Source organism: Pseudoalteromonas undina (genome assembly GCF_000238275.3).
Classification (GTDB): domain Bacteria; phylum Pseudomonadota; class Gammaproteobacteria; order Enterobacterales; family Alteromonadaceae; genus Pseudoalteromonas; species Pseudoalteromonas undina.
Genome location: NZ_AHCF03000003.1, coordinates 312,599 through 338,446, shown reverse-complemented (window position 1 = coordinate 338,446; position 25,848 = coordinate 312,599). Strand labels below are relative to the sequence as shown.

18 protein-coding genes are annotated in these 25,848 nt (G+C 40.7%); 2 read left to right on the top strand and 16 right to left on the bottom strand.

What is annotated here, in order from left to right; all coding sequences use genetic code 11:
* Positions 1-90 precede the first annotated feature (90 nt).
* The 8 genes from PUND_RS05120 to PUND_RS05085 all read right to left on the bottom strand — a co-directional run bounded on the left by PUND_RS05120 (position 91) and on the right by PUND_RS05085 (position 8,727).
* Entirely contained in the window at positions 91-1,266 is a 1,176-nt protein-coding gene (locus tag PUND_RS05120) for a phosphoglycerate kinase (RefSeq protein ID WP_010387625.1), read from the bottom strand.
* Positions 1,267-1,315: 49 nt separating this feature from the next.
* On the bottom strand, positions 1,316-2,329 hold the full coding sequence (gene epd, locus PUND_RS05115) for an erythrose-4-phosphate dehydrogenase (RefSeq protein WP_010387623.1): 1,014 nt from the start codon (positions 2,327-2,329) through the stop codon (positions 1,316-1,318).
* 174 nt (positions 2,330-2,503) lie between these two features.
* Positions 2,504-3,244, bottom strand: coding sequence for an SIMPL domain-containing protein (locus PUND_RS05110; protein WP_010387621.1), 741 nt, complete (start codon positions 3,242-3,244; stop codon positions 2,504-2,506).
* A 139-nt stretch (positions 3,245-3,383) separates the two neighbouring features.
* On the bottom strand, positions 3,384-4,061 hold the full coding sequence (locus tag PUND_RS05105) for a hypothetical protein (RefSeq protein ID WP_010387619.1): 678 nt from the start codon (positions 4,059-4,061) through the stop codon (positions 3,384-3,386).
* Between the two features lie 59 nt (positions 4,062-4,120).
* Positions 4,121-4,744: a 3'-5' exonuclease gene (locus PUND_RS05100; protein ID WP_010387616.1), complete on the bottom strand. Its 624-nt coding sequence runs from the start codon at positions 4,742-4,744 to the stop codon at positions 4,121-4,123.
* A 5-nt stretch (positions 4,745-4,749) separates the two neighbouring features.
* Entirely contained in the window at positions 4,750-6,588 is a 1,839-nt protein-coding gene (locus PUND_RS05095; RefSeq protein WP_010387614.1) for a DUF294 nucleotidyltransferase-like domain-containing protein, read from the bottom strand.
* 140 nt (positions 6,589-6,728) lie between these two features.
* Complete coding sequence (locus PUND_RS05090; protein ID WP_010387613.1) at positions 6,729-8,453, bottom strand: sodium:solute symporter family protein; 1,725 nt, start codon at positions 8,451-8,453, stop codon at positions 6,729-6,731.
* 10 nt (positions 8,454-8,463) lie between these two features.
* A complete protein-coding gene (locus tag PUND_RS05085; protein WP_008464847.1) occupies positions 8,464-8,727 on the bottom strand; it encodes a DUF4212 domain-containing protein in 264 nt (87 codons plus the stop codon).
* A 449-nt stretch (positions 8,728-9,176) separates the two neighbouring features.
* On the opposite strand from PUND_RS05085, the gene PUND_RS05080 reads away from it, so the two are divergent.
* The gene (locus PUND_RS05080) at positions 9,177-12,617 is read left to right on the top strand and encodes a hybrid sensor histidine kinase/response regulator (RefSeq protein WP_010387610.1); all 3,441 of its coding nucleotides are present in this window, start codon (positions 9,177-9,179) and stop codon (positions 12,615-12,617) included.
* Between the two features lie 42 nt (positions 12,618-12,659).
* Here the strand turns inward: PUND_RS05080 and PUND_RS05075 are convergent, their stop codons facing one another.
* From PUND_RS05075 to PUND_RS05065, 3 genes are all read right to left on the bottom strand, one after another.
* Complete coding sequence (locus PUND_RS05075) at positions 12,660-15,263, bottom strand: DUF2339 domain-containing protein (protein ID WP_010387606.1); 2,604 nt, start codon at positions 15,261-15,263, stop codon at positions 12,660-12,662.
* 76 nt (positions 15,264-15,339) lie between these two features.
* A complete protein-coding gene (locus tag PUND_RS05070; RefSeq protein WP_010387604.1) occupies positions 15,340-16,239 on the bottom strand; it encodes a GGDEF domain-containing protein in 900 nt (299 codons plus the stop codon).
* Between the two features lie 64 nt (positions 16,240-16,303).
* Positions 16,304-16,888: a YqaA family protein gene (locus PUND_RS05065; RefSeq protein WP_010387603.1), complete on the bottom strand. Its 585-nt coding sequence runs from the start codon at positions 16,886-16,888 to the stop codon at positions 16,304-16,306.
* Positions 16,889-17,033: 145 nt separating this feature from the next.
* Here PUND_RS05065 and PUND_RS05060 point away from each other — a divergent pair, with 145 nt between their 5' ends.
* Positions 17,034-18,266: a TMEM143 family protein gene (locus tag PUND_RS05060; protein ID WP_010387602.1), complete on the top strand. Its 1,233-nt coding sequence runs from the start codon at positions 17,034-17,036 to the stop codon at positions 18,264-18,266.
* Between the two features lie 73 nt (positions 18,267-18,339).
* Here PUND_RS05060 and PUND_RS05055 read toward each other — a convergent pair whose 3' ends face one another.
* The 5 genes from PUND_RS05055 to PUND_RS05035 all read right to left on the bottom strand — a co-directional run bounded on the left by PUND_RS05055 (position 18,340) and on the right by PUND_RS05035 (position 25,786).
* Positions 18,340-21,477 (bottom strand): efflux RND transporter permease subunit, encoded by a 3,138-nt coding sequence (locus PUND_RS05055; protein ID WP_010387601.1) that lies wholly within the window; start codon positions 21,475-21,477, stop codon positions 18,340-18,342.
* 8 nt (positions 21,478-21,485) lie between these two features.
* On the bottom strand, positions 21,486-22,715 hold the full coding sequence (locus PUND_RS05050; RefSeq protein ID WP_010387600.1) for an efflux RND transporter periplasmic adaptor subunit: 1,230 nt from the start codon (positions 22,713-22,715) through the stop codon (positions 21,486-21,488).
* A complete protein-coding gene (locus PUND_RS05045; RefSeq protein ID WP_010387599.1) occupies positions 22,712-23,965 on the bottom strand; it encodes a TolC family protein in 1,254 nt (417 codons plus the stop codon). Before PUND_RS05045 ends, PUND_RS05050 begins: the two co-directional genes overlap by 4 nt.
* 172 nt (positions 23,966-24,137) lie before the next feature.
* Complete coding sequence (locus PUND_RS05040) at positions 24,138-24,452, bottom strand: hypothetical protein (RefSeq protein ID WP_010387596.1); 315 nt, start codon at positions 24,450-24,452, stop codon at positions 24,138-24,140.
* A 188-nt stretch (positions 24,453-24,640) separates the two neighbouring features.
* A complete protein-coding gene (locus PUND_RS05035) occupies positions 24,641-25,786 on the bottom strand; it encodes an iron-containing alcohol dehydrogenase (RefSeq protein ID WP_010387594.1) in 1,146 nt (381 codons plus the stop codon).
* Positions 25,787-25,848: the final 62 nt, after the last annotated feature.

The following is a 25,848-nucleotide window of genomic DNA, read 5'->3' as shown; positions in this document are numbered from 1 at the left end:
GACTAAATAAAAGTGAGAGGTATTTACTCGTTAATTGTAGCAGATGTGGGATTAGCACATCTGCTTTACGGCTAGCTAATACCCTAGGTATTATTTAGCGCGTGATTCTAGCATTGCAACTGCAGGTAGTTTTTTGCCTTCTAAAAACTCTAAGAACGCACCACCACCTGTAGAGATATACGATACTTTATCACTAATGCCATACTTATCAATTGCCGCTAGGGTGTCACCACCACCAGCAATAGAAAATGCGCTTGAATCAGCAATCGCTTTTGCAATAGCGCGAGTGCCATTACCAAATTGATCAAACTCAAACACACCCACTGGGCCATTCCATACAACAGTGCCCGCATTAGCAATAATTTTTGCAAGTTGATTAGCGGTATCAGGGCCAATATCAAAAATCATATCGTCGCTGGTGACTTCACTTACATCTTTAAGTGTGGCTACAGCTGACTCTGAAAACTCATTACCCACAACAACATCTGTCGGTACCGGTATTTCGCCATCGTTGGCTTTCGCTGCAGCGCATAAACGATTTGCTTCATCCATTAAATCAGCCTCATAAAGCGACTTACCTACAGGATGACCAGCAGCTGCAATAAAGGTATTGGCAATACCACCGCCGGTAACAAGCTGATCAACAATTTTAGATAACGAATCAAGTACGGTTAATTTAGTTGATACTTTAGAACCACCCACAATCGCCACTAACGGACGGGCTGGGTTATCAAGTGCTTTGCCTAAGGCGTCTAGTTCAGCCGATAATAATGGGCCGGCACACGCTACATCAGCAAACAGACCCACACCATGGGTTGACGCTTGTGCGCGATGCGCAGTACCAAAGGCATCCATTACGTAAACATCACATAATGCAGCGAGTTGCTTTGATAAGGCTTCGTCGTCTTTTTTCTCGCCTTCGTTAAAACGTACGTTTTCAAAAACAACCACTTCGTTATCTGCAACATCAACGCCGTTTAAGTAATCTTTTTCTAGGCGAACAGTTTGCTCAAGTGCATCATTTAAGTAATCAACAACGGGTGCTAATGAAAATTCGTCTTCGTATTGCCCTTCCGTAGGACGGCCTAGGTGTGACATAACCATCACTTTTGCACCTTTTTCTAGCGCAAGTTTGATAGTAGGTAGTGCAGCACGAATACGTGCGTCTGACGTCACTTTACCTGCTTTAACGGGTACATTTAAATCTTCACGAATTAATACACGCTTGCCGTTTAAATCTAAATCTGCCATTTTTATGACCGACATGAACATCTCCTTAGTTAACGATACTGAACCAAAAAATACGTTTTAAATATTACTTAAATGCCATCATAGCACGAGCGGTATCAAGCATGCGATTCGCAAACCCCCACTCATTATCACACCAAACTAGTAATTTTATCAGCCGTTTATGACTAACACGTGTCTGTGTGCCATCTATAATACAAGAATGGGGATCGTGGTTAAAATCAACCGATACCAGTGGCTCTTCGGTGTAACTTAAAATACCCTCAAGCCTATCTTTAGCTTGTGCTTTAAGCGCACTATTAACCGCACTTAAATCTACATCGGTATTTACCGTGACACTTAAATCCATGGCGGTCACATTAATAGTCGGTACACGAACGGCAATAGCCTCAAAGCGGCCTTTAAATTTAGGTAAAATACGGTCGATACCACGGGCTAATTTTGTGTCTACCGGAATAATAGATTGGCTGGCGGCACGAGTTCGGCGTAAATCATGGTGATACGCATCAATCACTTGCTGATCGTTCATTGACGCATGAATAGTTGTAATAGCGCCAGACTCAATACCAAAGGCATCATCGAGTACTTTAATAACAGGAACAACGCAGTTGGTGGTACACGAACCATTAGAGACAATAGTATGCTCGTTTTTCAACTCATCGTCGTTTATGCCATATACAATGGTGGCATCTACATCATTATCAGCAGGATGGGAAAACAACACTTTTTTAGCACCTGCGGCAATATGTAACTGTGCATGCTCACGTGAGTGGTACACGCCAGTACATTCAAGTACCACGTCAACATCTAGCGTTTGCCACGGTAATTCAACTGGATTTTCTTCACAAAATAACGCAATGGTGTCATCAGCAACGCTGATAGTGTCTTCACCTAGTTTAACTGGAAAAGTAAAACGACCATGAGAGGTGTCGTATTTTAATAAATGGGCAATAGCTTCAGGGTCGGCTAGTTCGTTAATTGCAACAATTTTGATCTCGTCGCTTAAGCCTGATTCGTATAGTGCACGGACAATATTTCGACCAATACGACCAAAACCATTAATTGCAAGTTTGATTGCCATGAAATATAAAATCCACTCTAGTTACGTACAGAGAAAGGCAGCGTCGCCTTTTAGATGGCGGTATTGTAATCGACCTTGCCTGTGATTATAAGAGCCAAGCATTAGAAACTTTAAATTAACGCCATAATCAACACGCAATGCGCTTTTACTTTTAACTCGGCTTTGCGATATTTGCTATTTTAGTTTTAAATCAAACACCACATTTATTGATGCTTTAACGCTTATTCTTGCACCTAAATATTGCTGCTGCGTAAATGGGTTCTCGTTATTTCTAGTAGCCATGCTATTTCTGTGGCTAGATAAAACAATGTGCTTAACACCGCTCGCGTCGTAATCTGAGCTACTGGAATTTGCACTAATACTATAAACGTTGCCAAGTTCAGCACCAAAAGACTGAGCGAGCTTATTTCCCTTCGCTTTTGCGTTATCAATTGCTAGTTGTGTTGCCTCTGCCTCTAACTGCGTGGCCTTGGAGGATAAACCATTAATTTTTTTGATATTGTCTATTTGTAAGCGTTGAGTAAAATCAATAAACTCATCGACTTTTTTAATATCTTTTAATGTGACTTTAACTGTTTTCAGAGCTAAATAATTATCGCTTAAAGCAACCCCAGATTCTGTACCAACCTTAGTGTATACCTTGCTTTTTAAACCCGATATATGAACATCACCTTGCCCAAAAGCGTATTTATCTAATTCTTCAAGTAACACGCTGATCCGGCCATCAAGGTCACGTTTAGCCTCAAGTAATGTATCTTCAATGCTTTTTACTTCAAATATAATTTGAGCCATATCTGGCTCAACTAATACCTCAGCTGTGCCATGCACAGAAATATGACGATTAGCTGGCACGCCTGAATTAGCAAATGTAATAAGAGGAAGTAAGATAATAAAAATAGCACTGATAAGTTTCATATTCGTTCCTTGAAAAAGTGAAATTGTGAATTATATGCCTACACCTATAAGTAATATTCAATAATATTTCAGCTAAATATTTAATGCTTACATGCCTGAGTATCCCCATTAAATTAACTAATTTTTGGTGATGTCGAGGCTATTCTTTTGACTCTGAGCTAACCGTTTTTCCTTTATTTTCGTTAGGTATTAATGCTGAAATATTTTCTTGCGAAATAATAAGTAACTTATTTTGTTTATTATCATAAACAAATAAATTTCCAATTGTTGAGGCTACTATTTGCACATTTTGAAGTTGAGTTACTTTACTCTGAGCAATTGGATAATTTAATGATAAGTGATAACTCATTGTTTTTTCGTTTACTATATCTTTACTATGAAAATGCGCCAATATAGTAGGGTATGTAGGTATTATGAGTGCTAAAAATAATACCGCTGTATAACTAGGTTTCAATAAATAGTACGGGTAACAAAAGCCATAATAAAGTCTTTTTAACACGGTTGTTTTACTAGGATCTGGCATGTGTCCTGAGCGCCAATTTAAATAAATAGCTGTTAAAACGATGATCGCAGTATAAATAGTAATAAGTAAAGGACTTGAAATCAGTGCCAGTAAAAAGTCACTTATTTCAATGAAATTGAATACATCAACAGAGAAGTTATTAATTAAAACGTAAAGATACACAACACCTGATAAACTACCTAATAAGTAAAGAATAGTAAGAAACACACCAAAATTATTGTGAATGTACTTTTTAACTGCTTTGAGGTCATTGTTTAACTGGTTGTAATACTTACTGGCGGCTTCAATCACCATAATAAATCCTTTTAAAAAATAATAACTTAGAAAAATAATTGGTAAATACTGTAGTTTTGTTAAATTATTGACCTCAATTGCAGCTCTTTACCACGGCTTATTTGATGGCACTGAGCTAGCAGTAATTCGGCGGTCGCTTGTGCATCGGTAAGCGCATGATGACAATGATAACTTGGTAAATCGTAGCGATTACGGCATTCATTTAAGGTTAAATCATCTAACTTTATATCGCTTGCGTGTTGCAGTAAACGCTTTTTTTCTATTTGTAAGGTATCGATGATCAGCTTAGGCCGCTGGGTGATCCCTGCATTTTTTAGTGCTAACTTTAAAAAGCCCCAGTCGAGCATGGCATTATGAAATACTAAAATGCAGTCACTAAAGTGAGCGCTTAAAGACATTAAAATACTCTGTAGGCTTTGCCCTTGTGCCACCGAATCAGTACTAATGCCGTGAAAAACAGGGCTTTGCTCTAGGCTTTTAACCTCTTTATTAACGATATGCTGCGATTGACTGTTTTTGATACATTGATTCTCAATCAGTACCCAAGCAACCGAGACAATTTCATGTTGTTTAGGATCAAGCCCTGTTAATTCCAAATCAATCACTAAATAACGTTGCTTTAAAGCACTTTGCGCAAGCAAATGGCGACGCTTTAAGTACCGCGTAATAAGCTGCTTAACCATTATTGTTACAAACTCCCACGCGCAAATTTAAACGCCGCGCCTTGCTGCGCTTGTTTTACTAAGTAAAACGCTTCTTTAAGCTGATGACGTTCTAACGAATTGAGTTTGTCTGGGTTAATGCAATTACTAGGTAACCCTTCTTCATTTATTTGTGTGCGCAGCCGAAGCTGAGTTAAAAATCGCCAACAATCTTTTAAATTATAAATATCTTCTTTGCTTAATAGTGAATACTTTAATAAAGCATCCAACCTCTCTTGGGTGTTAGCACGGCGAATGCCTACTTTTAATGCATAAAGTCGCGCTAGATCGTTAATGATCACCACCCCGCGCTTTTTAAGATCGATGTACTTATGATGTTGCTCTGTTTTTTCGGTTTTAAAGTTATTGAATAAACCAATCGGCGCACTGTTAGCGTTAACATCGCTGGCCATTGCCGCATAAAAAAGATCGTTGCGAGAAATATGGGTCAACTCTTCACAAAACTGGCTATAGAGTGTGGTTGAGCCTTCAATAAAGCGCAGATCAAAAAAGATTTTACAGTTGAGCATTGCCTGGGGTGTGGGACTGGTGATCCACTTTAAAAACTTCGCCCCCCAATCACTAACACTCATTCGACACGCATCACTGCTAGCCATTATGTTACCAGGACAACGACGAATGCCGCACTCAACTAAGTTTTCACAAACAAATTCGCCCATCTGTTTAAAATATGCGTGCTGTTCATCGTTTAGACCATCAGGTAATAACAAGCCATTATCTTGATCTGAATGCAGTGTTTGCTCTTCGCGCGCTTGAGAGCCAAAACAAATAAAACTAAAACTGGTTGGCGCGGCGCCATGGTGTTGTTGAAATAAAAAAATTAGCCGCGAGGTCAACGCATCGGTTAAACCACTGAGTAACTTTCCGATCAGCGAAATATCATCAATATTATTTGAAAACCCTTTTAATAACTCAGGAATTTCTTTCGCGTAACGTTTTAAATCAGCCACATTATGGGCCTTGTAAATACGACCAATTAGCTGCACTGGGTCGCTTTTTTGTTGGCGTAGTAAGTCTGTACTGGTGATCATTCCTAGCGGTTTGTGGTTTTCGTCAAGCACAGGTAAATGATGAATATTATGCTTAAGCATTAAGTGCAGCGCTGAAAATACGCGGTTATTTTCAAATATAAACTTAGGCTTATTGGTCATAATACTATTGATAGCTTGCGCGGGATCCACTTCATCAGCAAGCACTCGGTTACGTAAATCCCGATCTGTAACTACCCCAACAAGATGCGAATTTTCGGTGATCATCATTGATGAAATCCCATGCTCTTGCATTTTTTTAGCACTATGACGGATGCTGGCATCGGGAGGCAGCGTAATCGCTTTGCGAGTCATGATCTCTGATATTTTACGCTCAGACCAGCTGTCGTTATTGCTTTTATAATGTGATGACAGCAATCGATTAGCATGAGCACGAACAAAGTATTGCTCGAATGCTTTATATTCTCGACGTAAGTAATCAAAATCCGTTTGGTCGAGCATATAGACAATGCCCTCTTTTTGTACTTCTAAACTGTTTTGTATTGAATCTCCCGTCAGTAACGAGGGATAACCAAAGTAATCACCTTGAGTTAAACGCGTTACCGTATCGCCTTGAGCATCCACTAAATCGTATAACCCGGAACGAATTAAAAATAATTTAGGCTGTTCACTGTTAAGCCATTGCGTTTGGTTTTCTCGGGTCAAATAAATACTATCGAGATGGTTAACAAAATAACTGCAGGCGCTGTCCTGTAACATTGAAAATGGTGCTTGCTTGTTAATAAACTGCGCGACTTCCTGTTGCTCACTACTCATAAATCATCCTCAATAAAAAAGCGACTTAACCTGAAATATGGTTATTTAATATAGCGATTATTTAATGTAGTCATTATTTAAACAAATAAAAAGCCCGACTTAAGTCGGGCTTTGATGCGTTATATCATTAGATATATGGATTAGTGAGCATGCGCTTCACTAGACCCTTTAGGATTACGAATACCTTCAACCATTTCTTGAATTTCAACTGGTGTCGGTTGAGTCATTTTCATAACACCTGCAGCTACTGCAAAGTTAATGATCATGCCTACTAAACCAATCCCTTCAGGTGAAATACCTAAGAACCAATTTTCTGGGCTATTAAGCTCTGGACTCACAAACTTGAAGTAGATGATGTATGCAGCAGTAAAGGTGATACCCGTTACCATGCCTGCAATTGCACCATGTTTATTCATTGATTTAGAGAAAATACCCATAATAATTGCAGGGAAGAAGCTCGCCGCCGCTAAGCCGAAGGCAAAGGCAACAACCGAGGCCACAAATCCTGGCGGGTTAATCCCAAAGTAAGCGGATATTACAATAGCAATCATCGCTGCCAACCTCGCTGCAAGTAATTCTTGCTTGTCGGTTATATCCGGTTTGAGTGTCCGTTTTAGTAAATCGTGCGATACTGAGGTTGAAATAACCAATAGTAAGCCCGCTGTAGTCGATAGCGCCGCGGCAATACCACCTGCTGCAACGAGTGCAATAACCCAGGCTGGTAAGTCGGCTATTTCAGGATTCGCTAGTACCATAATATCGCGGTCAACATTTACTTCGTTTGCGCTATTAGGGTCAGTGATTTTACCTGATGTGTAGAACATTTTGCCGTCACCATTTTTATCATTAAAGGTGATTAGACCCGTACGTTCCCAGTTTTTAATCCAAGCTGGTGCCTCTGCATACGCTGTACCGCTTCCGTCTTTACCATTTATTGTGTCAATCATGTTTACACGGGCAAACGAAGCTACTGCGGGTGCTGTTGTGTAAACAATAGCAATAAACACCAGTGTCCACGCTGCTGAAATACGTGTGTCTTTTACGCGAGGAACAGTGAAAAAGCGAACAATTACGTGTGGTAAACCGGCTGTACCCACCATAAGAGCACCTGTGATTGCAAATACATCAATCATGCTCTTAGAACCTTCAGTGTATTGGCCAAAACCAAGCTCAGCACTTAAACCGTCAAGTTTATCCAATACATACATTCCAGAGCCATCACTTAGCGTGGCACCAAAACCAGTTTGTGGGAAAAAGTGACCTGTTGCCATCATAGAGATGAAAATAGCCGGTACTAAATAAGCAAACACTAGTACACAGTACTGCGCAACTTGCGTGTAAGTAATACCTTTCATGCCACCAAGCACGGCATAGAAGAAAACAATGATCATACCGATGTACACACCGGTTTCAATTTCAACTTCTAAGAAACGAGAGAACACTACACCAACACCGCGCATTTGACCCGCAATGTAAGTAAAACAAATAAAGATGGCACATAAAATAGCCACTAAACGCGCAGTACGTGAGTAGTAACGGTCACCGATAAAATCTGGCACGGTAAACTTGCCGAATTTACGTAAGTAAGGCGCTAAACACATAGCCAGTAGTACATAACCACCGGTCCACCCCATTAAGTAAACACTTCCGTCGTAACCCGCAAACGAGATAATACCCGCCATTGAAATGAACGACGCAGCACTCATCCAATCCGCAGCAGTTGCCATACCATTGGCTAGTGGAGGTACACCGCCACCAGCAACGTAGAATTCATTTGTTGACCCAGCACGAGCCCAAATTGCAATACCGATATAAAGCGCAAAGCTTAAACCGACAATTATAAATGTGAGTATTTGAACATCCATTGACTAGCTCCTATTCGTCTACGCCATATTTTTTATCTAACGTATTCATTTTGAAAACGTACACAAAAATCAAAGCCACAAAGGTATAAATCGCGCCTTGCTGGGCGAACCAGAAGCCAAGTTTAAACCCAAAAAAACGTACTTCATTAAGTACATCAACCAGTAATATGCCAAAGCCAAAAGAGACCACAAACCATACTGCTAATAATTTAAACAGTAATGAAATGTTTTCTGCCCAATAAGCTTTTGCTTGTTCTTCATTTTTAAAAGCCATTTTTATTTTCCCCTTTAAACATCACGATTGTGATGGGTGGTTTTTTATATTCGTTAACCAATTTAGCAATGCAATTCAAATATTGAATTGCGACAATAGTCGTAACAACATATTAACGTTTTCGTAAACTGCGCATGATCAATTAATAAACAACTCATGAACCACTTAAATTTCAGTAGCTTAATAGATTTTTATTGCTCAAGTTTTTAGCCAAATTAAAACAAACCGTGGGAATAAGACATTAGTCTAACTAAATAGACAAAAACAAATTAACCCTTAAATATCATAGTTTTATTTTATTTATAGATAACATAAACAAAATGTATACCCCCTACTTTATTTGCAGCTAGGTATTGTTAATAAGCAAACTCCAACTGGCGCTCGCATCTTGAAATAGTTTGGGTATAGTTATGACAAATTATAAAAACACTCTACGAGGTTAAATAAACATGACAGCTGTACTACTCATTGTTGCCTTTGGCTACATAGGCGTGCTGTTTTGGCTGGCAAATTGGGGTGATAAGACCACCCCACTTGCCAAGCGTATTAGTCATCATCCATTTGTGTATTCATTTGCATTGGGGATTTATTGTACTTCGTGGACTTACTATGGCTCGGTAGGCACCGCTGCTACTAGTAGTTGGAGCTTTTTGCCTATTTTATTAGGACCCGCCTTACTGTTTTTTTTCGGCCAGGGCTTTTTACGTAAACTGGTATTGGTGAGTAAAAAACAAAATATCACCACTATTGCCGACTTTATTTCAGCGCGTTACGGCAAACGCCAAACCACTGCAATTATGGTGACCATTATTGCCTTATTGGCCACTATTCCTTACATCGCATTGCAATTAAAAGCGCTTAGTTCCAGCTTTTTACTTTTGCAAAATAGTAATCAAATATCTGGGGATATTTTGGCGTTATCAGCCACTTTAATGATGGCACTATTTGCTATATTTTTTGGCACGCGCAAAGTTGATGTAACCGAGTACCGCTCAGGCTTAATGCTTGCTGTGGCGTTTGAGTCGCTAATAAAGCTGTTTGCTCTGGCTGCTGTAGCAGGGCTTGCAATATATAGCTTATTTAATTTACCCGCAGAAAGTTCTGGCCAAGTCGCCGAGTCAATTTGGCTGCATTGGGCGCAGTTTGACTTTTTTAGCTTTAACTTTGTAGGTCAGTCGCTGATGGCGGCGGCCGCTATTATTTGTTTGCCACGGCAATTTCATGTCACCGTGGTTGATAACCAAGATAAGCGCCATTTATTTACTGCTCGCTGGGCTTTTCCATTGTACTTGTTATTGACCGCTGCAATGATTTTACCTATAGCCACCGCTGCTATTCATCCAGAAATTGGTCGTAGTTTATCACCTGACAGCTTTGTACTGGCACTGCCTATGCTGCACGATAACGCTTTTTTAACCACCTTTGTGTTTATAGGTGGGCTTTCTGCTGCCACAGCCATGATTGTTGTTGCAACGCTCACGCTAAGCACCATGATCTCCAACGACGTGGTGCTACCCTTAATGTTGCGTCGTAAATTTAAACGTAATTTAATCACCAGCAGCTATAAATCCCGTATTTTATTGGTGCGCCGCTTTACCATTGCTGGGGTGCTTATTTTAGCCTACTTCTATCAGCAATGGTTTGGTAGTGGCAGTGCGCTGGCCAGTATGGGGTTAGTGGCTTTCTCATTGGTGTCGCAATTATTGCCTGCTATTGTGGGTGGGTTATATTGGCGAAAAGGTCATGCTTACGGCGTTTATGCCGGGCTACTCGCAGGAGTCATTTGTTGGGTGCTATTTTTGATGCTACCTATTTTAGAAGCCCCTAACCCACTAGACAGTGAGCTACAGCAAACGCTTATAACTAGAGGCACCTTAATTGCGTTGTTTGCTAATATTGGCTGTTATATTAGCTTTTCCTTGGGAGCTGAAGAGCGCTTAATTGATAAAATTCAAGCGGCAGCATTTGTTAATCCCAAAGATCAGGCCATTTTATCTCGTCGCTTAAATAAAAACGTAAAAGCCACGGTATACGACTTTAAAATTTTGCTACAAACCTTTTTAGGCATTCAACGTAGCCAACAAATTTTATCGCATTACGCACTCCATCACGATTTAAACGACAACAATGCACACCCTCGCGCTGATTTTATTGCCTACTGCGAACGCGCACTAACTGGTGTATTGGGTGCTTCCTCTGCGCAAGCACTTATTCATACAGTATCACCTGGGAAACGCATGGCGTTTGAAGAAGTGGTAAACTTTTTTGATGAAACCACACAGGCACTGCAGTTTAATCAAAACTTATTATTTACTTCACTAGAAAACTTAAGCCACGGACTCTCTGTGGTAGATAAAGATCTTAACCTCGTTGCTTGGAATAAGCGCTACAGCGAAATGTTTAATTACCCTGAAGGTTTTTTACAAGTTGGCCAGCCCATTGAAGAAATAATCCGTTATAACGCAGAGCGCGGTGAATGCGGCCCCGGTGAAATCGAGCGCCATGTTGATAAGCGTGTTCAGCATTTAAAAAATGGCAGTTCACATCACTTTATTCGCCATCGTCGTAATGGCCAAGTTTACGAAATGATAGGCAACCCACTGCCTGATGGGGGGTTTGTAACAAGCTTTTCTGATATTACCAATCATATTAGTACGCAAAATGCGCTCGAAGAAATCAATATGGACTTAGAAAACCGTATTGAAGCGCGTACCCAAGAGGTGCAAACCATTAATAGTAACCTGCAAGCACAAATCGATAGTCGCGTACAAACAGAGCAAGCACTTACTTTAGCCAAGCGCGAAGCTGAGCAAGCGAATGATAGTAAAACTCGCTTTTTAGCACTGGCTAGCCATGATATTTTACAGCCGCTCAATGCGGCACGATTATATCTCGCCGCCATTGATGAAACTCAGTTAGATAGCACCAATAAAAATAACTTTAATAAGCTAGGTGATAGCCTCGATTCCACCGTGCATTTAATGTCGGCTTTATTAGAAATTGCCAAGCTAGAGCAAGGGGCGATGACCCCAAATCCTCGTCACTTTTGCATTGATGATATTTTAGATCCCCTTAAAAGCGAATATGCGATTTTATCGAGCGATAAAGGACTTTCATTTAAAGTGCGTTCAAATAAACAAATAGTACACAGCGACATTACTTACTTGCGCCGAATACTACAAAACTTGCTGTCTAATGCGATTAAATACACCGAAAATGGCCGTGTATTAATTGCTTGTAGAAACAGAAAACACAGTTTACGGATTGAAGTATGGGATACCGGCCCTGGCATTAGCGATATTGAACAAGCAAAAATATTTAACGACTTTTACCGAATTGAAGCGGGCGATAATAAAGGCGTTGGCTTAGGTTTAGGGGTGGTTAAACGTATGGCTGATTTATTGAGCCTACCGATTGATGTGGTTTCATTACCTAATAAAGGCAGCCGATTTAGCATTGAAGTGCCTTATGGTGATGCGCAATTAGTACAGCAAAAACAAAGCAGTCAAAATATAGTCGACAACCGCGCCGCGATAAATATTATTGCCGTTGACGACGATCCTGAAAACCTTGCCGCCATGGCCAGCCTACTGAAGCGCTGGCAGGCAAATTACACCCTATTCGATAAAGTAGACGCGGTGTTAACTTATGCAAAAGAACAGAGAGCACCTGATGTTATTTTAATGGACTATCAATTAGGTAATGATTGGGATGGGATTACTTTAATTAAAGCGCTACGCGAGATTTGGCAAAGCGATATTCCGGCTATTTTAATTACCGCTGTGCGTGACACCGAGCTAAAACAAACCACCAAAGCCGAAAATATTCATTACCTGAGTAAGCCAGTAAAACCAGGCAAACTTAAAGCACTGCTGAATCACAGTACTTGACGATTAATAAGAGTTTAAGCCCAGTAAGTACTGGGCTTAAACTTAACTATGACTGCGCTTTCTGAGTTTTTGGAACAACCAACTTAGCCCTACCAGCGACAGCCCTAAACCAATGAAGGACAATGCTTTTAGAAGTCCCGTTAAGTTTGCCATATCAATTAAAAATACCTTAACAATTACAGCGCCAAGAATACCAAGACCAACATTTTGCAGTAACCGTTGCTGTTTTAAATGCCCGGCTATCACGACCAGTGCGCCGAGTAACAACCAAATAACCGAATAGCTATATAGTTCGGCGTCACTGGTTGCTTTATCAAGATAAATGAAGCCACCTTGCCAATATTGGCGGATCAAGGTATTGATAGCTAACAGGGCTAATAAACCAGACACTCCGAGTGTAATTTGACTCAATTTAGCATTTAACGATTTAACTAAACTCGCTAACCATAACGCCAGTAGGCTCGGTACCAACCAAATTAAAATCACCCAGTTAAATATTGGCGTTTCACCAACATAAAGACGCATTAATAACGGATTATTATCCAGCGTTGTACTGATTAATAACAAGCCAGCTAACGCTGATAAAATCAAACCTGCAGTGCGGTATAACTTACCCAGCTGCCCAGCACTTTGCGCGCGATATAAATAAACGCAGCCTAAAGCAAGCAAGTTACAACTGAGCAAAACTTGCTCATAAAAACTTAAAGAAAACAGCTGAGGGTAGTGCCCTACCAGTTGATAACTGGTCTCGGTTGTCACAAATAACGCTAAACAATGCAGTGCTGCTCCTTCAAGCCATATTTTTAGTTTTGAAGTATTAAAACATTTAGCCGCTGCAAAAAATAACCCAATACACAGCGGGTAAACAACTAAGCTCCAATGCAAACCAAATATGCTTAGCTCATCATAACTAGGCGTCCACGGCGATAAGGTAAGGCGTAAAAGTAATGCTGCCACAAGGGCTTTTATTGGCCAGTGTGGCATAGCCACATTGTATTTTTTTATCAGTAAGCTCAGCAGTAATACTTGAACAGCCAGTGCAATGGTAAGGCCGCTATCACTCAGTAACATCGTAATTGCTAAGGTAATATTGGCGTTTGCCCCCACCCAATAACTAAAGCGCTGCCATAAGGTTGTATTATTTTGCGTAAATTTAATTAACACCGCACTCATTAAACATAGCAACACCGCCCAAAGTGGGTAAGCGGTTGCTAAAGCCGTGTTTGGGATCATCGCATACAAAGTGCCAACTAATGCAAACATGCTTAATGAAGCAAGCAAATGAAAAGCTAATCGTTTTGGGGATTTATTACCAAAATAGAGTCCATAGCCACTTAGCCCCAGAGCAAGTAATAAGCCTAATCCGTATTCATTTTTAAAAATAAATAACGCATCATCAAAGGCATAAGTTTGTTTAGCACTGACCACTAATAACAGTGCAATTAATAAAGAGACCCCCTGCCATGCATCCCAACGGCTATTTTTTAGCACTAAAAATAGGAGTAAAGCGATGCTTAGCAACGCCACAATTTGCCATTGTAAATTAAACACACTCAACAGCATGGCAATCATTAAAGGAGCAATAAAGGCTATTAATAATCCGTGATCTGGAAATAAGTTAACTAACCGTTTAAAGCTGTGTGGGCGTACTTCAAGGGTATTAAAGCCCAAGCCTAAACGTGCAATAGCGATTAATCCTAAAATACTTAACAACGCAAAAACGCCTATTACCCACACTGTGTCGTAGTTAAATAGAGTGAGTCCAACCAAGTACCAGCTAATATGCCCTACCCACAGTAAATACCACAACCACACTCGCTGTACTTTATGTGCCACAACTGCTGCGGCAACACTCACAAGGGCAACATAAATAAGCAAAGAAAATAACTGCCCACTGCCCGTATTTACCCAAACAGGGACACTGTAAGCGCCTATAATGCCTATTACAGCAAGTAAAGGGCCTAGCTTTATTGCCATTGCACTAGCACACACAGTAATAACTGCTAAGCCAATAAATGCCCACTCAGCACTTAGCATGCTAAAGCTGTTATAGGCCAAAAACATTAAGGCAAAACAAGTCATAAAGCCGCCACTGGCAAGGGCTGCAGGAATGTAATTATTAAAGCCTTCAAAAACGATACGTTTATAATGTAAATAATACGCTGCTGCGATTAAGCCAATGCCAAATAATCCACCGGCACTGAGCCTCATTGCAGGTGAAAATAGCCCCGCCTCTAAACTGTATTTTGCTAAAAACACGCCACCTAAAGCCAAAGCAATAGCACCAATCCAGGTCATCCAATTTTTCTCGAAGCCTGCACGTAATTGTTTAAAAAGCAGTTCAATACTCGATGGTTTTTTAGTTATCGTTTTACGAGGTGGTGGAGGTTTAATGCTCGCAGGTTTATTAACAGCAGCAGGAATATCTGAGCGGTTTAGAGGTATTGCGTTATCTACTTGAGGGTCAGCGGAGGATTTTTCATTTTTTGCTGCATTTGAGCTTAACTCGAACTGTAATAGTTTTAGTTTTAATACTGCAACCTCTTGTTTAAGGGTGTTCAATTGCACTAAGGCCACTAATCCACAAATAGCCCCTGCAACAATCGCAATAGATACAATAATTGCTAATCCGATTAACTCATCCATACAGTCCCTTTTTTATCTCGCAACACAAGTCCCCAAAAACAGCATGAGCGAAATCTATTTTATAAAATTACTATGTTTAAGCAACCTCAAGGCGATCACGGCCTGCTTTTTTGGCTCGGTATAATGCCTGATCTGCACGTTTCATTACATTGTCAAAGGTCTGTTCGCTACTGCGGTGCGCAATACCTATACTAACCGTTAAAGAGCGTTGGTTTTGTACTGTAACAGTTCGAGCAGTCTCTAGAATAGTCTGCGCAAAGTTAAGCACTTCATCAAGCTCATAACTAGGCAGGTAAGCGGCGAACTCCTCACCGCCTATGCGAGCAAAAATATTTTCATTTTTAAAAAGATGGTTCACTTTATCTGCGAACTGTTTAAGCACCCGATCGCCCACATCATGGCCAAAATCGTCATTAATACGTTTGAAATGATCAATATCTATAATTAAAATAGTGTAAGGATTATTAACAACCTCCTTCACATGCTGATAAAAACAGCGTCGGTTATATACTTTAGTTAAATCATCTATAATAAATTCTTGCGCCAACCGGGTATGCATTCGCTGCATAAAGTGCATGGTTTTAAATAAACCATAAGCGGTAATTAACATACCTAATGTGCGACATAAATCCTCTACGTAATTGCTTATCCAATAAGGCTGGCGTATCACTTCATCAAGCACATCGGCAGTAGAGCCAACAATCCATAACATTAAACCGATACTGACATACACGTAGGCTTTTTTAGCTAGCTGTGAGCATTGCACCACAAAGAAAATAGTAAAAATGACCACTAAGTTAATAAAGTCAGTGGTAAAGCCGTAGAGATTTTGCTTGAAATCCAATAAAGGAAAGCGCATTAACGAAAAAATTGAAAAGCCAATAATAAACGCCAGCGTAGCTAAAATTAACAGTTTGTTTAATCTGGTAATTTTTACAAAACGGCTGAGCTTAAGGCTCACTTTTTCCGGATTCATCATAGGCTGTATTTAAACTTATTATTGTTGCTAAAAACTATACCATAAACTAAAACTGATTAATTTAAATTAATGTGCTAACACCCCAGCCAATCGCAACTAAAATAGTTAACCCAATCATGGTCTTAGTTTTGTGCTTGCTGATAATACGCTCAGCTTGATTGCCCGCATAATACACCACGATTGCCAAGCCGAAATAACGTATAGAGCGAGCAATAGCGCTTGCTAATAAAAACAGCGCCAGCGAATACTTAGTTGCGCCAGCGGCCAGCATCGCAATTTGAAACGGAATAGGAACGATACCTAGGCTTAACACAAACCAAAACCCTTGTGCCTGCATTTTTTGTTTTACGTTTTCAAACTGCTCAGGGCTTGAGAATGTGTTGATAACCCAATCGCCAATGATATCAAATAAGTAATAGCCTAAAGCATAGCCAAATAACGCACCTACAATGCAGCCTAGTGTTGCCATTAGGGCAATTTGCCAAAGCTTTTCCCGCCTTGCTTGCATAAGCGGTACCAGCACCGCCTCGAGTGGAATGGGAACTATGGTGGATTCTAAAAATGAGGCGATAGTAATCCCACCCAGCATATTTTTAGACTCAATAAACTGACGTGTTTTTTGCTTGAGCTTTTTTTGTATAGCCATAAACGTCCTGTTAGCAATTAGGTAAGTGATTAAATCATCTCATAATTAGGTTAATGCTACCTGAAGAAATACAGTCAACATAGTAATCAGTAAAAGACTGCTTTATTATCTTTATATACCATTATACTTTTAAAATTTTCACAATATGCAAACTGCTCGCTACATTCCTTTTAGAAAACACGACATCATTACAATGTGCGCCAAAGAGCTTACCAAAGACCAACAAACTTCTTTTAAGCAGCTTTGTGAACTTTTAGCCAGCTTAATTCACTTTCAGTACCATGGCACACTTGAGTCATTAAAAAACAATTACGCGCCTTTTGACCCAAATAGCGATACTCGTTTAATAAACAGCGTGACTGATGAGCAAAAAGCCCAGTGCCAACGCGATTTTGCTAAAGATTTCGCCAACGTATTAAATGCGGCTAATTTTGAAGTGATCACCCATCAAGACCTACAAGATGCATTAAACGAAGAATCGCTTTTTAAAGTTCGCCTTGAGGTAGAGTTTGAGGATTTTGAAGAAGTGGTTTTTTATCGCCGTGGCGAGTCACAGCTGAGCGAAACCATAACCAGTTTTTGGGGGTTACGTAAAAAGCCACTGCATTTTACCAACTACGATCGCGTAGCAGTATTTATCCGTTTTAAAGATAAAGCCTATTTTGAATCAAAAAATAAACTACCTATGGGGTTTGAGCCCAGCTCAACCATAGTAAAACTATTTCAAAATGTGCCAAAAGCTGACTTAGAAATGCTATTCCCTAATAGCGAAGTACGGATGCGTCCTATTGATAAAGTGATTATTGGCTCGTCAGCACTTATTGGCGGTGCGGTGGTGTTAGTTACCAAACTGGGCGCCTCATTACTTTTATTGTTTGCTTTGTTTGCATTTTGGGGAGGGTTTAGTGATAAAGTCGTTACCATGACTCAGCAGCACTTTATTACGTTAGCCATTGGTATTGGTGTATTTGGCAGTTTTGTATTTAAAGAGTGGAGTAAATTTAAAAACCGTAAAATTAAATTTATGAAAGCGCTGAGCGATAATCTGTACTTTAAAAACCTAGATAACAACGCGGGTGTTTTTCATACACTAATAGACGCCGCCGAAGAAGAAGACATTAAAGAAGCCCTACTCGCTTATTCATTTTTACTAAAATCTGAAAATGGCTTAAGCGCTCACGCACTTGATGAGCAGATAGAGACGTGGTTTAAAAGCAAGTACCAATGCGAGCTAGATTTTGAAATTAGCGACGCGCTTGAAAAGCTTGAACGTATGCATTTAGTAACTTGCACAAACACCCTATATAACGCGGTAAATCTAGAGCGCGCAAAAGCCATATTAGATGAGCGCTGGGATAGCCTATTTCAATATAACTAAGCAACTCCTTACTTAACAAAAAAGCAGCTGACACTTCAGCTGCTTTTTACGTTATTACCTAATTAGTAATTAGCTAAGCTGTTTGCTGCTTTTTAAATTTTGCATGCACTAATTTATAAAGTGCTGGTAAAATTAACAATGTGAGCAAAGTGGATGACATAATTCCACCTACCACCACGGTTGCCAAAGGCCGTTGTATTTCAGCGCCGGTACCGGTATTTAGCGCCATAGGTATAAAGCCTAAACTAGCCACAAGCGCGGTCATTAGCACTGGGCGTAACCGCTGTAGTGCCCCGCTATGTATTGCATAATATAAGCTTAACCCCTCATTTCGTAATTGCTTAATGAACGACAACATCACTACACCGTTTAATACCGCAACCCCACTTAGCGCAATAAACCCCACACCCGCTGAAATAGAAAGCGGCATATCTCGTAGCAATAATGCCAATACCCCACCGGTCAGTGCCAGTGGTACACCACTGAATATAATAAGTGAATCACGCAGCGATCCAAAAGCACTATAAAGTAAGCCAAAAATAAGCAATAAAGTCACAGGCACTACCAACGATAAACGCTTACTCGCCGATTGTAATTGCTCAAACGTACCGCCGTATTCAAGCCAATAACCGCTGGGTAGGTTAAGTTGTGCGTTCATAGTCGCTTGGGCATCTCTTACAAAGCTGGCTAAATCGCGTCCTGTTACATTAGCTGTTACTACCACATTGCGCTTGCCGCTTTCGCGATTTATTTGATTAGGGCCTTTTTCAATACTAATTGTAGCCACTTCTCCAAGCGGTACAAATGCAAGCTCAGGGTTACTACTTTTAGGTAACGCAATAGGTAAACGCGCAAGCACAGAGACATCATCAGACCAACGCTTATCTAAGCGTACTAATAACGAAAAGCGCTTATCACCCTCATAAATTAGCCCTGTTTGCACCCCACCAACAGCAGCGGCAAGGGTTTGTTGAATGTCGTTTACGGTTAATCCTAATAGCGCCATATGATCTCGCATTGGGGTAACAGACAGTGTAGGCAAGCCCTCCATTTGCTCTAAACGAACATCAGTAGCACCGGTAATATTTCGCATTAAACCAGTGGCTTTTTCGCCAAACTGTTTAAGTGTGGCTAAATCGTCACCGTAAATACGCAGCGCTACATCGGCACGCACACCGGCAATTAACTCGTTAAAGCGCATTTCTATAGGCTGGGTAAATTCATAGTTATTACCCGGTACCTCATTCACACGATGACGAATTTGCTGCACTAACGCGTCTTTACTTAGTGACGGATCTGGCCATTGCTCACGCGGCTTTAACATTAAAAAAGTGTCGGCAACATTAGGTGGCATAGGATCGCTGGCTACATCCGCGGTGCCAATCTTTGAAAATACGTTTGCAATTTCAGGTTGCTCTAATAAAGCCTGCTCCAACTGCTTTTGCATTTGCACCGATTGTTCAATACCGGTGCCAGTAATACGCAGCGCATGCATTGCAATGTCACCTTCATCTAGCTGCGGTAAGAATTCGGCGCCCATATTTTTAACTTTAAAGCCAAGCACTAATACCAAAACAGTAGCAATACTCACCATCACCCACGGTAATTTAAGCGATAAGTTAAGCAGTGGCTTGTAGATTTTTTTAACGCCACGCATTACTACGTTTTCGCTTTCATCTACTTTACCACGCACAAATACGGCAATAGCCGCCGGCACAAAGGTGACAGCAAAAATAAGTGCACCTATTAACGCGGCAACCACGGTAAACGCCATAGGCTGAAACATTTTGCCCTCAACACCGCTGAGCGCAAATAGCGGTAAATACACCAACATAATAATTAAAATACCAAATACTGCGGGGCTAAACACTTCTTTGGTGGCTGAAGTTACAACCTCTAAACGCTCACTGAGCGTAAGTAAGCGACCATGTTTATGTTGAACCATCCCTAATTGACGAAGGCAGTTTTCAACCACAATCACCGCGCCATCAACAATTAATCCAAAATCGATTGCACCTAAGCTCATTAAGTTACCCGAGACTCGATTGCCCACCATGCCTGTAATAGCAAATAGCATACTCAGCGGGATAACCATGGAGGTAATAAGCGCACCAGTGATATTCCCAAGCAATAACAATAAAATGACGATGACCAATACCGCACCTTCAAACAGGTTTTTTTGTACTGTGGCGATGGTTTTATCAACCAGATTGGTGCGGTCATAAACAGGCTCAACAATAACCCCTGCAGGTAAACTTTTTTGTACTTGTATAAGCTTATCAGCCATGGCTTTGGCAACCACACGGCTATTTTCACCAATTAGCATCATCGCCGTGCCTAATACGGTTTCCTCGCCATTATAGGTAGCCGCGCCAGTTCTTAGTTCTTTTCCTAAGTATACATTTGCCACGTCCTTAATTCGCACAGGAGCATCATCACGCTTAGCAATAACGGTGTTTGCTATATCCGCTAATGTTTTTAATTGCCCAGGGGAGCGCACTAAATATTGGCCGTCAAAGCGCTCTATATAACCGGCTCCGCGATTGCTGTTATTAAGCTCAAGTGCACTAATAACATCGTTGATTGTTAGCTTATAAGCGATGAGCTTTTCTGGTATGGGCGCAACTTGGTACTGGCGCTCAAAGCCACCTTGGCTATTTATTTCGGTTACGCCTTTTACTTTTAAAAGCTGCGGACGAATAACCCAATCTTGTAAAGTACGTAAATCTTCGGCGCTGTAAGGCATACCATCACTTTTTAACGCATCGGGTTTTGCATGCACGCTATAGGTAAATATTTCACCTAAACCACTGGCAATAGGTCCAAGGTTTGGCTCAACATTATTAGGTAAATCGGCGCGAATACTTTGAATACGCTCACCAATTTGTTGACGCGCCCAATAAATATCGGTGCCTTCATCAAAAATAATGGTTACTTGAGAAAGCCCATAGCGAGAAAGCGAACGGGTATAATCAAGCTTAGGAATACCCGCCATCGCTGTTTCGACTAAGTAAGTAATACGCTGCTCAACTTCAAGCGGCGTAAAACCAGGCGCTTTAGAGTTAATTTGCACTTGTACATTGGTAATATCGGGTACAGCATCTACCGCTAAGTTTTGGATGTTATACACACCAAACCCAGCAAATAAAAATGTCAGTGCCAGTACCATCATGCGGCGTTTAACCGCAAAAGAAACAATCCAGTTAATCATGGTACCTCCTAGTGAGCGTGACTTGCGCCGCTTTTTAAAATATCGGCTTTGATCACATAGCTATTGGTTGTGACGTACTCGCTACCTGGGCTTAAACCCGCGATCACTTCAACCCACTCGCTACTTTTTGCGCCTAAAGTAACAGGGCGTACTTCAAACACACTATTTTTACGCACAAACACACTCGCCATACCGTTAAACTCTTGAATAGCCTCAGGCTTTACACGCACGTTAGCATTAACCTTATCGATACTGACATCACTATTAACATGCATACCTGGACGCCAATGACCATCAGGGTTATTAAGCTCAATACGAGCACGTGCAATATGCCCGCCAGTCATCATAGGTGCTATAAAAAACACCTTACCTTGGGCATTTAAATGATGATGTAAATCGTACACGACAGCGCTTTGACCAATGGCTAGGTTTTCAATATTTTCAGGAAAGGCTGAGAGCTTAACCCATACTTTATCAAGGTTCACGACTTGCATTAGCGCACGAGTACTTGCCAGTTCGCCACGCTTTAAATATTGTTCGGTTACAACACCGCTAATAGGGCTTTTAATGCTGTAGTTTTGCAAAGTTTCGCGATTGGTGACGCTGGCCAGTACATCGCCTTTTTGAACGGTTTGACCAATACTGACAAAAATATCGCTGATCAATCCGGTATATGGCGCCATAATTTCTACTGTGCCATGCTGTGTAGGTGTAATAACACCGAACAGCGTGTCGGAAATATCAACCTCGCCGCTTTGTGCTATCTCTGTTTTAATGCCCGCGCCTTTAATTGCTCGCTCGCTAAGCACAGTTTGGCCTTCGTGCTGAGAGTACTCAAAGCTGACGCGTTCACCTTTATAATTAGCAGTAATCAAAAGCTCAAACGAATGTGGCTCATTTATAGGTTGCGTGCTAACAAGGTAGCCATTCTCACGGGTAAATTGTATTTTTTGCGGCGTTTCTACTAAGCGTTTTAAGTTTATTTCTATACTTAAATCGTTTACATCTACCGGCTGATTTTGCTCATAACCATATACGCGCAGCTCAACTTTACCTGCCAATTCTTGCAGCTTTAACTCAAGAGTGAGCTTTTCGTTAGTTAATAAAAAGCCGCCGTGTGGACCTTGTTTTTGGGTTTGCTCTGTTTGGTCATGTTCTGCTGAGGCAAATACATGTGTGCTTGTTAAGCTAGCTACAAACGAGAGAAATACTAATAATGCGATAAAAGTGTTGTTCATGATTGAAAAGTCTCAGTTAAAGATTGGCCAGTTAAACGCTCAAGTGCGAGATGGGTCTGATATAACGCTGCATATGTGTTAATCAACGCGCGTTTAGAGTCAAAAAGAGCTTGTTGAGCATCGAGCAATTGCAACACCGAAATTTGTCCGCGTTGATAGCTTTTTAAACTTTGCTCAATGAGTGTTTGGGCTTGGGGAATAACTTGCCCAGATAACAACTGTGCCTGTAATGTCTTACCTTGGTAATAGGTATACAAAGTACGAACTTGCTGACGTAATTGAACCCGTAACAGTCCTTGCTGCTCACGTAACAATGCTAACTGACTGTTAGCTGCTTCAATATTACCGCTATTTGAGTTACTCAATTGCAACGGCATTGAAAACGAAAACAGCAACGAACTGGTATTGTTTTGCTGGTTGTAGCTCACGCCTGCACCTATATTAATATCGCTTTGCCCATTAGCTTTTTGCAGCGTTAAGTTGGCCGCTTGCTGTAGGTATTGCTGCTGTAACATAGCAAAATCAGGCGCTTGGTTAACCGCATCAAGTAACCCTTGCTCAGACCTAAGCGGCATTAATGTATTAATATTCCCAGCTAAATCCGTGTAATCATGTTGCTCACTCCACAGCTCATTGAGCGATAAACGTGCTCGCTCAAATTCGCTATTTAGCTTAGCTTTATCAAGCTCAACTTGGCTAAGCGCATAACGCATACGGGTTACATCCGCTTGCGATACAGCGCCAGCATCAGCTCGCTGCTTTATTGCTTTAAGTGCTTGGCTTACAACCTGATGTCGTTCGCTATTGAGAGAAAGTAAGGTTTGAAATTTAAGCGCTTCGTAATACCGCTCACCAGTGGTTGCCAATAAGGCTAAACGAGTATTTTGATATTGTATTGCTTGGGCTTTAATGTTTGCCGTAGCGTAATTTATACGGCTTTGGCGTTTATTCCCAAGCTCTATAAGCTGGCTAAATGCCAAGGTTATTTCAGCGTCTTGCACACCACGTGCATCGTTTGTCCCCAGCAGATTTTCAGCTTCTATATTTAAGATAGGGTTAGGCGAAAGTGCAGCTTGAGATTTAAGCGCGCTGAGTATTTTTTGATGATAAGGGTAGCGTTTTAATAGCGGATTTTGTTGCTCGGTATTTATCAACGCTTGTTTTAGAGTTAGTGTTTTAACATTTGCAAACGCACTAAAAGCAGGCAGCGTGCACAGCATCACCACCAACATAATTGATTTTTTATTCATATAGCTTGTCCGTTTTTAATAAACAGAGTTCACTTGCAAACCATTCACAACCTACGCAAAAGATAGCGACAGTGTAAATTGCTCAGCAATCTAAACATGCCTATAACGGCCCATAAAACACTTATGTGTAGGCAGCTAAAAGCACAGTAATTAATTGAAATTAAATTAAGAACTAGCTAAATGAATTCGGTGGCGGTACGTCTGGTGGATAATGTAAGCCGTGATAGCATATCGCTAAAGTTGGTTTACTTTTCTCGGGAGTTATTGAGTGATTTGAGCTGTGGCTATAACCACTGTGGCAATGCTGGTGAGCATGTATTTCTGTTGTTGGGGCATTATCGCTATCATCAGCAGATGAACCTAGTTGCGATAATGAGCTATTTACGTGGTCAACGTCTTCTTGTAAATGGTACGCGGCGCCGTCACAGCTTATAAAGCTATGCACAAGCACAAGTAACATTACAATTAAAAAACGATTTGAACGCACAGTTAAACGAATTCCCTATTGAAACACACGATTAGATAAGCTCATTACTCATCTAAATATTATTTTCTTCAATACTGTACCTGAAAACATCAAAAAAAGTAATGCAGCAAAATAAAATTTTATTTCATTCAATCTTATTTTGCTGCAAAAAACCGCTAACCAATGTTAGGGATCAATATTAATCATTATTAAGCAACCGCTTGTTCTAAAATTTCACGGCTTTCTTTTAACGTAATAGCTTGGTTTTCACCAAGGGCAACCATGCCATGCGCTTCAAGCTTGCCAATAATATTATCAATAGCAGCCGCTTTATCATCGCCATGCTCAGTAAGCTCAGTTGCTACGTCAAGGCTGTGGTAAAACGCTTCAATCGCTTGAATTGTTTGCTCTGCTAAATCGTCTGTTTGTGCAAGACCAAATACGTTTTTACCCATTTGTTCTAGTTTTGCTTTTTTAACTGCAAATTGATTTCGCAGTAAAGAAGGCTGAACAATAGCCAGTGAACGTGCATGATCAACGCCGTAAGCAGCTGTAAGCTCATGGCCAATCATGTGAGTTGCCCAATCTTGCGATACGCCAGAACCAATTAAGCCGTTAAGTGCTTGGTTTGCAGCCCACATAAGGTTTGCACGCCATGCATCGTCTTGGTTTTCAAAGTTATCACCCAATGTTTTAAGCGCTTTTAACAGTGCTTCTGCGTAACCTTCTTGAACAAGTGCACCTTCTGGGAATGTTAGGTACTGCTCACACGTATGTACCCATGCATCTACTAAACCATTAACAAGCTGGCGCTGCGGTAATGTTTTCATTACATCAGGGTCCATAATGGCAAATTTTGGTAATACTTCTGGAGATGCAAACGGTAGTTTTTGCTTCGTTGCTTCTTTGCTTACCACCGAGTTTTGGTTAGATTCAGAACCTGTAGCTGGTAGCGTTAATACGGCACCAATTGGTAATGCACTGGTAATTGTATGCTTACCAGTAGGAATATCCCAACCTTCGCCATCATATACAGCAGATGCTGCAATGTATTTAACGCCGTCAATTACAGAGCCGCCGCCTACACCTAAAACGAAATCGATGTCTTGTTCTTTACAAATTTTTACTGCTTGGTCTAACACTTCAATTGTTGGGTTGGCACCTACGCCCGAAAACTCTACCCAATCAAAACCTTCAAGTGCTGCTGCAACTTCATCGTACACGCCGTTCTTTTTAATAGAACCGCCACCGTAAACAACTAATACCTTTTGATCTTTTGCGATCAAATCAGTAAGTGCGGCAATTTGTTGCTGACCAAATTGAATTAAAGTGGGATTTACGTAGCTAAATTTCATTATTTTGCTCCTAAAGGGGACGGTTAATTACTAAGCACCTTATCAATTCTTAAATAAATAAA